The sequence below is a fragment of the Pseudomonas triticicola genome, from assembly GCF_019145375.1.
GTDB classification, from domain to species: domain Bacteria; phylum Pseudomonadota; class Gammaproteobacteria; order Pseudomonadales; family Pseudomonadaceae; genus Aquipseudomonas; species Aquipseudomonas triticicola.
This window is the reverse complement of record NZ_JAHSTX010000001.1, coordinates 4,018,346-4,032,160: the sequence shown is the minus strand read 5'-3', so window position 1 is coordinate 4,032,160 and position 13,815 is coordinate 4,018,346. Positions and strand designations below refer to the sequence as shown.

8 protein-coding genes are annotated in these 13,815 nt (G+C 54.7%); 6 read left to right on the top strand and 2 right to left on the bottom strand.

What is annotated here, in order from left to right:
- Positions 1 to 234 precede the first annotated feature (234 nt).
- Entirely contained in the window at positions 235 to 1,266 is a 1,032-nt protein-coding gene (gene rsgA, locus KVG85_RS17810) for a small ribosomal subunit biogenesis GTPase RsgA (protein WP_024011360.1), read from the bottom strand.
- Between the two features lie 107 nt (positions 1,267 to 1,373).
- Here rsgA and orn point away from each other — a divergent pair, with 107 nt between their 5' ends.
- The 6 genes from orn to KVG85_RS17780 all read left to right on the top strand — a co-directional run bounded on the left by orn (position 1,374) and on the right by KVG85_RS17780 (position 12,634).
- Positions 1,374 to 1,916 carry an oligoribonuclease gene (gene orn / locus KVG85_RS17805; protein ID WP_217864514.1) on the top strand — a complete coding sequence of 181 codons (543 nt, stop codon included), beginning with the start codon at positions 1,374 to 1,376 and terminating at the stop codon, positions 1,914 to 1,916.
- A 154-nt stretch (positions 1,917 to 2,070) separates the two neighbouring features.
- Positions 2,071 to 2,682, top strand: coding sequence for a trimeric intracellular cation channel family protein (locus KVG85_RS17800; RefSeq protein WP_041480737.1), 612 nt, complete (start codon positions 2,071 to 2,073; stop codon positions 2,680 to 2,682).
- A 175-nt stretch (positions 2,683 to 2,857) separates the two neighbouring features.
- Positions 2,858 to 3,883: a hypothetical protein gene (locus tag KVG85_RS17795; RefSeq protein WP_217864513.1), complete on the top strand. Its 1,026-nt coding sequence runs from the start codon at positions 2,858 to 2,860 to the stop codon at positions 3,881 to 3,883.
- A 185-nt stretch (positions 3,884 to 4,068) separates the two neighbouring features.
- Positions 4,069 to 6,495: a leucine-rich repeat domain-containing protein gene (locus KVG85_RS17790; protein WP_217864512.1), complete on the top strand. Its 2,427-nt coding sequence runs from the start codon at positions 4,069 to 4,071 to the stop codon at positions 6,493 to 6,495.
- 331 nt (positions 6,496 to 6,826) lie between these two features.
- Positions 6,827 to 7,768, top strand: coding sequence for a hypothetical protein (locus KVG85_RS17785; protein ID WP_217864511.1), 942 nt, complete (start codon positions 6,827 to 6,829; stop codon positions 7,766 to 7,768).
- 93 nt (positions 7,769 to 7,861) lie between these two features.
- Positions 7,862 to 12,634: an RHS repeat-associated core domain-containing protein gene (locus tag KVG85_RS17780; RefSeq protein ID WP_225926689.1), complete on the top strand. Its 4,773-nt coding sequence runs from the start codon at positions 7,862 to 7,864 to the stop codon at positions 12,632 to 12,634.
- 32 nt (positions 12,635 to 12,666) lie between these two features.
- Here KVG85_RS17780 and queG read toward each other — a convergent pair whose 3' ends face one another.
- Positions 12,667 to 13,779, bottom strand: a complete 1,113-nt coding sequence (gene queG / locus KVG85_RS17775; RefSeq protein WP_217864510.1) for a tRNA epoxyqueuosine(34) reductase QueG — start codon at positions 13,777 to 13,779, stop codon at positions 12,667 to 12,669.
- Positions 13,780 to 13,815 lie beyond the last annotated feature (36 nt).

Genomic DNA, 13,815 nt, shown 5'->3' with positions numbered 1-13,815 from the left:
GCTGATGAACACAAGATGTTTTTTCATGGCTTTCCTCGATGGTCGCTGTGAGCGAAGGAGGAAAAAAATGTAGGCCGCTGGCTCAGGCCTACAAGGTCTGCGCGGCAAAACAGAAAGGTCCTGCAAGCAGTCGCGCAAGTGCCTACAGAAGAAGCTGACGTTTAAGAGAAGAGGGTGAGTCAGATGCAGTCCGACAACCGGCAGCCCATCGCGTAGGACTGCCGGCGTGGCTGTTTAATAGCCGTTTTCAGGCAGGCTGGCGATGATCGAGCGATAGCTGTTCATCCGTTGCTGCTGGATGCGGCCATCTTCCAGCGCCTTGAGCAGTGCACAACCCGGTTCGCGATCGTGCTTGCAGTCGCGGAAGCGGCAAGTGCCAAGCAGGTCGTCGAACTCGATGAAACCGGCTTCGACGTCGGCGCGGCTGACGTGGCCCAGACCGAATTCGCGGATGCCCGGGGAGTCGATCAGTTCACCGCCACCGGGGAAGTGGAACAGCCGCGCAGTGGTGGTGGTGTGCGTGCCCTGACCGGACAATTCCGACAACGGACCGACGCGGGTTTCGACTTCCGGCAGCAGGCTGTTGACCAGCGACGACTTGCCGACGCCGGACTGGCCGACGAACACGCTGATGCGCCCGTCGAGCTGCTTTTGCAGCTGTTCCATGCCATCGCCGTGGTGCGCCGAAACTTCCAGCACCGGATAACCCAGCGTGCGATACACCGCCAGCAACGCGTTCAGCGCCGGGGCGTTCTGCTCGTCGATCAGGTCGAATTTGTTCAGCAGCAAAAGCGGGCGGATGCCGGCATGTTCGGCGGCGACCAGATAGCGGTCGATCAGGTTGGCGTGAGGCTCGGGCAGCGGCGCGAACACGATGACGATCATGTCGACGTTGGCAGCAACCGGTTTGAGCTGGCCACGGCTATCAGGGCGGCACAGTTCGGTGCTGCGCGGCAGTTGCGCGACGATCACGCCAATGCCTTGGTTGCCCGCGCGCCAGACGACTTTGTCGCCGGTGACCAGCGCTGGCAGGTTGGCGCGCAAGTGGCAGCGGAACACTTGACCGGCGAGTTCGCCGTCAACAGCTTCGACTTCGACCTGCACGCCGAAGTGGGCGATCACCAGGCCGTGCTGCTCAGGGCCAAGGTCGCCGCCCTCGAGGGCCTCGACCGCCGAGGACTCGCGTTTGGCGGCGCGTGCGGCGCGCTCGCCCTGAATCTTTTCGATGCGCCAGTTTTGACGACGATTGAGTTGGCGTTTGGCCATGGGTGTTCCGTCTGAAGAATGCAGCGATTAGGTAAAACGGCCGCGAGTTTAGCACGCCCGGTCACCGGCCTAGGCTAAACTGCGCAGCATTGCCTAGGAGCCCGAATATGCAAAACCCGCAGAACCTGATCTGGATCGACCTGGAAATGACCGGTCTGGACCCGGACAACGACGTCATCATCGAAATGGCCACCATCGTCACCGACAGTGAGCTCAATACATTGGCCGAAGGCCCGGTGATCGCCATCCATCACAGCGACGAAGTGCTCGCGCGCATGGACGAATGGAACACCCGCACCCACGGCAATTCCGGCCTGACCCAGCGTGTACGCGACAGCCGCATCAGCATGGCTGAGGCAGAAGCTGAGACCATTGCTTTCCTTGAAAAGTGGGTGCCGAAGGGCAAATCGCCGATCTGCGGCAACAGCATCTGCCAGGACCGTCGCTTCCTTTATACCCACATGAAGGCGCTGGAAAGCTACTTCCACTATCGCAACCTCGACGTCTCGACGCTCAAGGAACTGGCCGCGCGCTGGGCTCCGGATGTGCGCGACAGCTTCAAGAAGGGCAGCACGCATCTGGCGCTGGATGACATCCGCGAATCGATCGCCGAGCTGCAGCACTACCGCAAGCACTTCATCAGGTTCTGAGGCAGCGGCATCAGCCCAGACGCTTTCGCGAGCAGGCTCGCTCCCACGCGGGATGCGCCGTATGTGGACGCGAGCTGGCTGGAGAGAGGCGCGCCCTCTTCTGGTGCGACGCTGAAATGGCTAGACTGCGCGCCTTCCTGCCTGGACTGCCACCATGTTGCTGATGCTCTATCTGATCGCCATCACCGCCGAAGCCATGACCGGCGCGCTGTCCGCCGGACGACGTGGCATGGACTGGTTCGGCGTGGTGCTGATCGCCTGCATAACCGCGCTCGGTGGCGGTTCGGTGCGCGACGTGTTGCTCGGGCACTACCCGCTGACCTGGGTCAAACACCCCGAATACCTGGTGCTGACCTCGGTGGCGGCGATGTTTACCGTGTTCACCGCACGCTGGATGCGTCATTTGCGTTCGCTGTTTCTGGTGCTCGACGCGGTGGGGCTGGTGGCATTCACCTTGATCGGTTGCATGACGGCGCTGGAAATGGGTCACGGCATGTTGGTCGCATCGGTCAGCGGCGTTATCACTGGTGTGTTCGGCGGCATCCTGCGCGACATCTTCTGCAACGACATTCCGCTGATCTTTCGCCGCGAACTTTATGCCAGTGTTTCATTCGCTGCGGCATGGTGCTACATGTTTTGTCTTTATATAAATGTGCCGGGCGAACAAGCTATCCTGATCACTTTGTTTGGCGGGTTCCTGTTACGTCTGCTGGCCATCCGTTTCCATTGGGAAATGCCGAAGTTCGTCTATAACGACGAACATTGATCATTCTTGAATTGGTGTATTTGCAGCCGGCTTAGAGACATATGAGTTGCTGGCGGCTGGCGCGCGCATATTTCTTACACTTTTCACTTTGATATTTTCTTGGTGGGTATGTAACTTTTTTTACTGGCATGTTTTCGATGTCACTATCAATTATATTCTCACAGAGGGCTGTATTATGAGTGAAAGCATGGACGCTACAGGTAATCAACAAAGCACTTCGCCTGTTCTTGTGGGGTTGTCCAGTCTGAAGGTAAAGTTTGACGCCAGTGATAATACTCAAAGCCGGGCACTTTTCGCTAATGGGCGGATGCAAGTTAAAGTTCAGGTGCTCGTTGCCGGAGTAGACGCCGACGGCAACGCTGTACATGTACCGGAAGATGTAATGGAAAGCATCCAGCTTATTCATTACGCGACCGGCAAGACCTTGCGCAATGGTTGGGCCGCGAGCGCAGCCCAAGGGCGGTTTACGCGTGAGGCTCGGCCTGCACCGGATGCCTTGGACAGGTACGATGATGATCTTGAGAATGACAGCGTTCATCCACAGGTGCGTACGTTCTGGGTTTCCTCGTCAAGCGCCGGAACGACTGAAGTCGGTGCGCGCCTGTCTCTCAACGGGGAGAGGATCTTGAGCAACGGAACCACCCCTGCCAGTGTTCATTACAGCAGCGTGACTCTAGCGGCTGAAAAGCCTGAGACATATTCAGTCTTTCAGTTGTATCAGAACAGGATTGGTAATGAGTCACCGGGTAATCGTATCTGGAAGTACCATCTGGGGCTGTACCCGGACGGGAAGCAAATCCGCCTGGTCGATTGGGTTGTCGAAGGGGCAGAAGAGGGCGAAAATCTCGATTTTGCGGGGGGGAACAGGCTTAACGAAATAAAAACAAATTATATGAAGTGCATTTTCGTCCGTCCCGAAAAAACCAGTGTGACCGTCACCTTGCCTGATAGGGGTGATCCGTTTGTATATGCTTTCACCGGCGATGCACAAACATGGAATCACAAGCATTACAAAGTGAATACTCAAAGCGACGGGGAGCTGACTATTGTCCAGGCGTTATCCGAATACTCGGAAAATACCGGTGCGCAAAAATATGGAAATGTCCTCTACTTTATCGCTATCGATGAATATGGTACCGGGCATAAATTGGCGATTCGCGTGAATTTTTACGAGCGCAATTTGTCTCTTCAGCGAGGCTGAGTTTCATCATCCGATGATGCAATGTCGTTGGATGTAGTAGCTGTATATGCGTTTGGCATGGCGGCCGCAGTTAAGCTGCCATGTCCGATGATCAGGCATGTGCACGAAAGTGCTCTTTCTGATGTCCTGCGGTGGCCACGCAGCTATGGGTGGCCAGCGTAACCACTCCTCAAGGATGAGCTTCCATGACTGGCAAACCGCCGAAAATCAAACCTGTATCTGCCCCATCCAGACCCCCCGATTCCAGCAGGGACGGCTCCCCCCGACTCCTGTCTTCGTCTTTGACAGCGGCGCATTTGACTATTGCACACCATCAGGGACCTTTGACTTCGCCATCTTCTTCAGATTCGCTGGCAGTGATGCCGGTCATCAGTCTGAGCACGAGCCCGAAATATTCCACCATTGACGAGTTCGCAAGTGTTTCCGCAGGGAATTCGCTGGAGAGCTACTGGATACCTACGCAGGAGCGTCTCGACGAGACCGTTGCAGGGGGTATCAGAATCATGAAGCAGCGTCAGTATGTTGCCGTCGCTGATAATCACATCGTACAAGTGGTCCGAGACGCCGAAAGTGGCCTGTTTCGCGCCACACATGCCAGAGAATTGCATCCTTCCGGTCCGCTGTTGAGGCCTGACAGCGAGGGTCGGTTCTGGGTTGCAGTGGAGAGTGACGGTTTTAATATCTCCGATTTAATTGCAGCGCAGGCCGCAGAACTTTTTCGCCGATCGGGACGCTCCGTTGCGCAGCTTTCCGACACCACGGTTGTACGCATGCTGGCAGTGAGCGGGGTCAACGAAGCAGTGCTGCGCGATGTGATTGCGCATGATCGCCCTGTGCCTTTTTTGTTGGAGGACACCCTCAGGCGATTCGAACTTGATCAGCAAGTACAGGCGGAGGGCCGGGTAGCCCCTGAGAGTTTCACGCGCTTCAAGGACGTTGAGGATGCGTTCGAGTCCGATTGTGATGAAGATACTTTGCGGATGCGCCGGGTATTTCCTGATCTACCGAAAACCGCTGCACGAGCGATATGGCGTAATACCAGTGCTGCCGAGCGTTTGCATATGCATAACCAACCGGGCATCCCACAGAGAGTGGCGCTAGAGGCTCTATTGGCTCTGCGAGAAGTACGCTTGGCAAGGGCCGTGGAAGGCATTTATTTGGAGGCGGTAGTCAATCCCGACAGTGATCGGTTAGTGCTGCATATGATCGGAGATCTCGTGGATTGGCCCCACCAGATTCGTATCGAGATTCGCCAGGGTGCGATTGACGGAGACGTCTTTGCGGCGATCGGCGATGCCCGGTCATCGGATCGTCACCTGCTGATTCGTCATGATGATGGTTACATCGTTGCAAGCGGCGGCCCGCCGTCCGTTCTGGGTGCGCAAAATCTGTATACGACACTCTGGACCCTGTTGTTGCCAGTACATCGCCAATCGCTCGGCATCTCGGACGACGCTGCCCAGGCGCTGCAAAAATTAATCCGTAGTCAGCCTTCACCATCGCGGCGAGTGGTGAGTGAAGTGCTGCGCCTGGCACCGCTACCAGCCACCGTCAACGCTGCCAGAACGCAAGGCCGGCAAGAAGGGCTATTGCGCGGCGGAGCCGACGTCAGGCCTGAATCGCCAAAGTCTTTCGAACGTCGCGTGCGTGATCTTCATCCAGAAATTTCGGATGAAGACGTGGCTGCTTTTATCCACAAGCGTTTACAGCACGACCCCTCTGGAGTTTTAAGTCGTCTGGAAAATGAGTTCGCCACGCTGCGTCATGAATTGGAAGTGTGGCGCGCTGAGGTGCCTCCACATCCATCAAAGGGAGTGGAATGGAGCGCCGAGGCGTTTGCTGAGCAATCGCGGTTGCGTCAGAGGTTTAGCGAAAAACTGCAATCCACTTGGCAGCAAAAGCTGCTTTCAGTTGACGGCGTAGCAGATGAAAGCTTCGATTCATTTATCGATTTCACCGACGAGTTGCCGCAAATGAGCGCCAGATTCGAGCATGTGGCCGGGCTGGGGCTGGAGGCGCGCAATCCAGGTGTGAAATTGGGTAGGTTTCTCGACAGCTTCCCCAACCTGGCTTATCTGGTCCTTGAAAACGTGCGCATGGATCGATTCGCTCCGGGCATTTTTCAGATGCGTGGCTTGCAACACCTGATCTTGAAAGATTGCTCACTGAGACTGTCCGAAAATGATGCGGAGGGGCTTTCGAGAATTGAAACGCTGACACTGTTAAGGCTTGATGGAAACCCGTTGGGTGTCGCTCTTCATCTGGGATTCATGCGTCAGATGAAAGAGTTGTATCTGGCTAACTCGGGGCTGACCGGTATTCCTGGCGGTGTAGAGCAATTGAGTAGACTGAAAATTCTTGATTTACGCGATAACAATATTGTTGATGTCGGGGATGATTTTTTTGAGATCCCGGATACCCAAGACACGTATGTCGATCTGAGGGGTAATCCGTTAAGCCAGGTAGCACTATTGCGTATCAATGACTATCTCCAGAACACCAGTATGGATAGCGAAATCGATATCAGGACTCAGGAACAGGTGTTTGATGAGATTTTCGAGCTTTCCGAATTTTCGGACAGCGGTGTAGGGTCTGATAGTGACGAGGGTTGAAGTTTTTCTGACGTGATAATCACCTTCCAGTAACAATTGACAATATTAACAAAGTCCACTTTCAGTCGCGTTTTGCAAACGGTTTCGTGTGAGTGGGCTTTTTTGTGTGTGAAGGTTTTCGGTGTTGCATTGTGTTGGCTGTTTGGTTGGTTTCGGTGTTGAGATTATTTTCTGGCTCTGACTAAGTTTTTTCGGTTTGTGTTATTCGGGGCGTTTTTAATCATTACAAGTGGAAATAAAGCGCTTGTTTTATTTGTGTTTAGTGCGTGTATTAATACCGGTTCAAGCAGCGCTGTCGTGCTGCGTAAATAAATTGGTTAAAGGGTTTTATATGTTTGAGCAAGATTTGAGTATTCAGCGGTTTCAAGTAACGCTCGACACTTCAACAATTCGGCATAAGGCGCTTTACGCCAACGGTCGTATGCAAGTCAGGGTATTGGTGCTAATTTCGGGAGAAAATTCGAATGCTGAGGAGGTGTCGCTCTATGGGCATCCGGCCCTTGAGACTCTCAAGCTGATCGGCTATGACACCTCCGCACCATTGGGGGGTAGCTGGAGTGTCGGAACTCAGGAGAACCGTTACGCGCACGATATGTCAGGTGGCGCATCCCGCGTTTTTCCGCTAGTGCCAGCGCCTGATAACCGGATATCGGGTCCATCGGAACGTGTGCAGATTTTTGAATTTTGGGTCACCAGCAATCGACCGGGTTCGATTCAGATTGCCGCTGAAATCACATTGCAAGGCGTAACATATCGAAGCGATGGCCGGAACGGCTATGACAGTAGCGTTACCCTGGAGGCGATCGCCCCCAAGCAGTATCCAATCGCGAATTTCATGATAAAAAAAACCAGAGTTCTTGATCTGCCCAGCCTTTTTGAACGAACCGAATTACACAGTCTCTCTTTACATGCGGAAGGACGGCAGATCAATTTGCTGGATTGGACGAGTTTCGACACCAGATACGACGAAGAGTTTGCAACCGAATTTTTCTCATCGGGTAATGCCCTCAATGTATCTCATGGGATGAGAAGTTATGTTGGTTTTATTGGGCCGATCTATGGTGTGCAAGTCACCGCCCGCACTTCAAAAGGATTTCGCTCTTTGGCTCAGGATCCTGGGGTCATATCGATACTTAGCCATTTGACACAAGACTATCCGAACAAACCTGGTCGTACGGCTCAATTGAGTCTGCAGGTTTTTGATGAATACGGTACCGAGCACAGAGTTCGTGTCAATCCTGATATTGCTACTCGCTCTTATACATTGAGTTGACAAGTTTTGCGATTCCCCCGTGTTCGTTGTTCTGTGCAAAGTAAGCGGGGCGCTAGCTGGTGTGCTTTTTTTGAAAATGACAGGGAGTTATCCATGAACAGTCAAGCTACTGATTCAGTGCGTTCCAATGCATTCAATTTCGGCGGATTTGTCGCTGGTGGCGTAGATCCCCGCACGGGGATATATACCTTGGCTCTGACACTAGGTGCCATTCGCTCTACCGACCTTAACGGACCATCATTCAATCTTTCGCTGGGCTTCAACCCTATTGACACGCGTAACGCAGGTTATGGCTCAGGGTGGTCGCTGGCGACCAGTCGTTATGACTTGCGCAGTAAGGTCATGACGCTGGCCAACGGTGAGACCTATAAAGCCTCTGAAACTTCTAAGGCTTTATTTTTTAAGGAAATGAAGCTGGAGAGCGCCAAGGTTCTGAAAACGGGTGTCGGGCAGTATGCCGTCCACTACAAGGATGGTCGGCGAGAAGAGCTTGAGGTTTTTGGTGCCACCCAGATCGCGGTGCCCAAGAAAATTATCGCTGCGAACGGCGCAAGCATCGCTTTGAAGTATGCCTTGTTCAATGAGCAACCAAGACTCGTTGAGATAAGGGACGCAAAAAGAGTACTGCTCAAGGTCAGCGGTACTGCTGGCAAGCTTACGTTGACGCAGAATCCCGGCATGCTGGAAAGCACAGAGTTCTCGCTGACATTCAGTAATGATCGTGTCACCACCATTGCCTTACCGGTCGGCGGGCGCTGGGATCTCCAGTACGAAATCATTGACGGTATTAATTATGTCAGTCGTGTGGAGTCGCCTCTCGGGACCGTTGAAATCATTCGCTACAAGCGCGATGGCCACTTGCTTCCTGGTGGAATGCAACGCGTGCCGTACGTGATAGCGCATGATATTTTTGCCAAGCAAGGACAGCGAAAAATAATCAAGACCTATACCTACTCGGAACCAAACTACCTGGGCTATGGTGTAGAAGCGGATAGCAAGGATGACATTGACCTGCTTTACCGTGCACAGGCGAAATATCAGTACAGCTCCACTGAACAGTTGATTGTGGGGAGTAAGCTCCATACTCACACCAAACGCACTTACAACAAATTTCATCTGTTGGTCTCTGAAGTGACGCAGTGTGGTAATGCGGTGACGGCGGCTGCTACCGAATATCACTGTAACGTCACCAAGCCGTTTACTGAGCAGGACCCGCAATTCAGGATGCCCAAGTCCCTTACACTCAGTTATGAAAACCGCACGACCAAAAAAAAGCGCACCGAGGTATCCACCACTGAATTCGACTCTGTCGGCAACCTTGTCAAGCAAGTGAGTGCCAACGGGCTGACCACGCAGTTTGAATACTACCCAAACTCCGAATCAAAAGACTGCCCGAAAGATCCCCTAGGGTTTGTCCGCTTTCTGAAGCAGAAGACCGTAGTGCCTGCGGTTGGCGGCGGTGCCTCTACCGTTACCCGCTATCGATACGCTTTGCATCCCGCACTCGAAGGTGCGACGCACGCTAATGTGGTGCCCATCCAGGAGGAGTTTTTCGAACTGGTGGATGGAAGTGAGATTCTTCGCTCCCAAGTCGACCTGACTTATCTCAATACACCCAAGGACCCTGCCAGGCACGGATTATTGCTACAGCAAAGCGTGGTCCGCAACGCCACGACAACTCGCATCGAGTACTCGTATGTATTAGACGGTAGCAGGCTGGTGCTGAAAAAAACCGTGCACGGTTTTGACAACACCACCAGTTCGAGTGAGCAAACGCTCTCGACCCTGAATGGACTGATAGTGTCGGAGCGAGATGCTGACGACCGCGTTATCGAGTACGAATACGACAAGCTTGGCCGCCGTCTGCGCAAGACACTCGCAGCCGGTACGGCGTATGCCTCCTCTACTCATTGGAACTATGAGGCTGCCAAAGATAACAAGCCTGCGAGGATGACCACGACAGACTCGTCAGGTGGTATGCAAATCGCCAAATACGATGGTCTGGGCCGCATCATGGCGATTCAGGAAAAGGATTGCGACAACCCCGACACGCATGGCAACTGCCCGATGCGCACGGTCTACAGCGCGTTTCATGACCAGTCGGGACGGCCCGTGGAGGTCATTCACAGCGATTGGTGGGAAGGCCTTCTGCGTGAGGTCAAGACGGAGTTTTCTTACGACAATTGGGGGCAGGTCACGGAGACCCGCCATGGCGATGGGCGCATCGAGCATAGTGTGTTCGACCCGATCAGCCGCCAGCAGCAAAACTGGCAGCAGGGCATGGGCAAGACAGTTGTCGCCGTCAATGCTTTCGGTAAGCCGGACAGCGTCGAGATGTTCGATCTCAAGGATCAAAGCCTGGGTAAAACCGTTTATAAATATGACGGTTTGGGCCGAACCTTGAGTCAGACCGATCCCGCCGGCAACATCACTCGCTACGAATATGATGCGTTCGACCGGATGGTTCGCAGTGTTCTGCCGGACGGCCATGCCGTGGAAACCACATTTGCCGCCCATAGCACTGGTGAGCTGCCGGTTGAAATCAAAGTGGCGGGTTTGCCACTGGGACAACAGAGGTTCGATGGTTTGAACCGTGTGACCGAGATTACTGTGGGGGGGCGTAAGTCGGTCGCCAGTTACGAGGCCGGGCGCAGCCTACCCAAGTCCTCCACAGATGCAGCGGGTCAGAAGATCGAGTTCGTCCATGCCCCTGAGCTGGGCGGGGTGTTGACTGAGCGCAAAGCAGTGACCGAGGGGGAAGATAACGGGTTGACCACCCGATTCACCTACGATGTCCAGAACGGAAAAACCAAGAGCTGCATCGAACAAGGTCGCGAGCGTCATTTCGAGTATTTCCCCTCTGGACGCCTGAAGTCGGAAACCAGCCAATTCGGCGAACAGCGCAAGACGGTTTCCCATACCTATTCTTTCGCCGGTTTGCCCCTTACCTACATGGATGTGCTCGGTACAAAGCACCAGACCCAGTACGACAACTGGGGGCGAAGAACCTCATTCAAGCAAGGTGCGGTGCAGGCTGATTATTTCTATGACAAACGCGGCCTGCTGGAGAGGATCGAAACACGCGATACTTCGACCAAGCGCCTGTTGACGACGCGTCTGACCTACGACGATATAGGGCGTGAAACAAAACGAAGTTTTGAAGTCAGCGGTTTGCCCACTCAGACGCTGAGCTCCAGCTACACCGTGGCAGGTAAACTGGCGCAGAAGGTTTTGAGGCGCGGCGCTTTCGTGCTGCGTGACGAGCGTTTCACTTACGACGTGCGCGGGCGCCTCAAACAGTACGACTGTGATGGCAGCCAGCGGCCACGGGATCCGTACGGAAAGGAGATTGCTCAGCAAATATTTACCTTCGACGCGCAGGACAACATCCTGACGCTGCAAACCACCTTTCCCCAAGGTGTCAACGTAACGACCTTCAGTTTCAGCGAAATCGATCCGGCGCAGCTTATTGGGGTAATGCACTCCCATGCTGACTATCCCGCGCCGGTCACCCTGGAGTACGACGCCAACGGTCGAATAATCAAGGACGATCAGACGCGCACTTTGGCTTATGACGCCTTCGGTCGGCTGACTCAGGTGAGCAATGCACGCGGGGATGTGGTGCGTGGTTTCCATTACGACGGTTTTGACCGAGTCGTTGAACTGTCGCAACCGCGCATGCCGGATGTGCAGCGCTACTATCACGACTCGGCAGTCAGTAGCGAAATTCGTGGCGCGGATTCGCGCAGTGTCGTGCGCGATGGTGGCCTGATACTGGGGCAACAGCAATTCGGGGCTAACGTCGGCAGCCGGATCTTCGGGGCGGATCAACAGCAAACAGTGCTGACACAGTTACACGGGGAGCAATGGGAAGATAATGCCTACAGCCCTTATGGGCATCGTCCTGCCGAAGGCGCGTTGTTCAGCCTGGCGGGGTTCAATGGCGAGCAACTGGATGCAGTCACAGGTCTGTACCTGCTCGGCAACGGTTATCGGGCCTACAGCCCGACCCTGATGCGGTTCACCAGTCCCGACAGCATGAGTCCGTTTGGTGCGGGCGGTTTGAATGCCTATGCATACTGCCTGGGTGATCCGGTCAACCGCATTGACCCTACGGGACATATTTCCTGGCAGTCGATTGCGGGGATTGCGCTGGGGGTTATCGGGATTGTCGCGAGTATCGTGACCCTCGGTGCTGCTACGCCATTAGCCCTGTTGGCAATGGGGTTGGGCGTCGCTTCAGGGGTGACTGCCGTTGGCAGCGAGATTGCCTATGCGTATGACCCGCAGTCGCGGGTAGGCGAAATACTCGGCTGGGTAAGTATGGGACTGGGTATTGCGTCGGCTGCTGCGGGTGCACTGGCGGTTCGACACGCAGTCGCGCAAACACTGAAGCCGCGCCCGTATCTTGTGAAACTGGCTGACGAGCCGCCAGTCAGGATCGTTGAAAAGGAATACGCGACGTTCGGCATGCCTTTCAAAAAAGAGTTTTCCAAATCAAGCAAAGCCGGAGCAGCTGCTGCTGAGGCGGAGCCGCCAGCAAACTGGACGGTTATTGAAGATTTTGCCGGTCACAATTATCTCGATGAGGGAAAACGTGGAAAAGCACAGCTTGCCAAGTACTACGAGTACAAGGCAGAGATCATTAACCACAATACGCATCCTCGAGAAGCAGCCAAGGTTTTTCCCACGGGCCTGTACGAGAACTATCCCAACTACAACAACTTCAAGCCCAATGGTGAGCATAAGGGGTTCATGCATGCACACATGCGTGTGACGTATGGACACCGTGCTTTTTTTCTGGTGAATGACAACACCAAACAAATCATCATCAAGCAAGTCGGCACTCACGACCCGCAATGGTGATTAGCGGGGCGGACCCGTTTTCGTAGCAGAGTCTACGGGTCACCCGTTCCGTCCGTTGGCAATGTAGTGGCATGGGTATGGATCAAAGCCGAATGCTGGCTTAACGCCCACTCCACATGTTCTTTGACCAACTCTGACGGATAATCCCGTCGCGCCTTCAACGCTTCCAGCACCGGAATCGTTGAAGGCGCATTTCCCAGCCCCACCGCCAGATTGCGCAACCAGCGCTCATACCCGGCGCGCCGCAATGGCGAACCTTCGGTGCTGCTTAGAAACTTATCTTCATCCCACAAAAACAACTCGGCCAACTGTGCGTTATCCAGATTGTGCCGTGGCTTGAAATCGTTTTCCCCGGTCGGCCGGGCGAAGCGGTTCCACGGACAGACGATCTGGCAGTCATCGCAGCCAAACACCCGATTGCCTATCAACGGCCGCAATTCTTCGGGAATCGCGGTTTTCAGCTCAATGGTCAAATAGGAAATGCAGCGCCGGGCGTCCAGCACATAGGGGCCGACGAAGGCGTTGGTCGGGCAGATATCCAGACAAGCGGTGCAGCGCCCGCAATGTTCGGTGCTGTGCGGCTCGTCCACCGGTAGCGGCAGGTCGACGAACAGCTCACTGAGGAAGAAGTAACTGCCGGCCTTGCGGTTGAGGACCAGGGTGTTTTTGCCGATCCAGCCCAGCCCGGCCTGTTCGGAGATGGCTTTTTCCAGCACCGGCGCGCTGTCGACAAATGCACGAAAACCGAACGGTCCGATCTCCGCCTGAATCTTGTCCGCTAATTGCTGAACACGTTTACGGATCAATTTGTGGTAATCGCGGCCCAAGGCATAACGCGACACGTAAGCCTTTTCCGGTTCAGCCAGGCGTTTGGCCATTTCGGTATCGCCTGGCAGGTAGTCCATGCGCAGCGAAACCACGCGCAACGTGCCCGGCACCAGTTCTTCCGGGTGCGAGCGTTTGCTGCCATGGGCGCCCATGTAGTCCATTTCGCCGTGATAGCCGGCGTCGAGCCAGCGTTGCAGATGCTGCTCGTGCTCGGCCAGGTCCAGACCGCTGATGCCGACTTGCTGGAAGCCCAGCTCGCGGCCCCAATCCTTGATCGATTGGGCGAGGGCGGGCAGGTCTGTGGTGATGGCGGACATGAGGCGAGAGAAACCGGAGCTGAGGTGCGTATAATT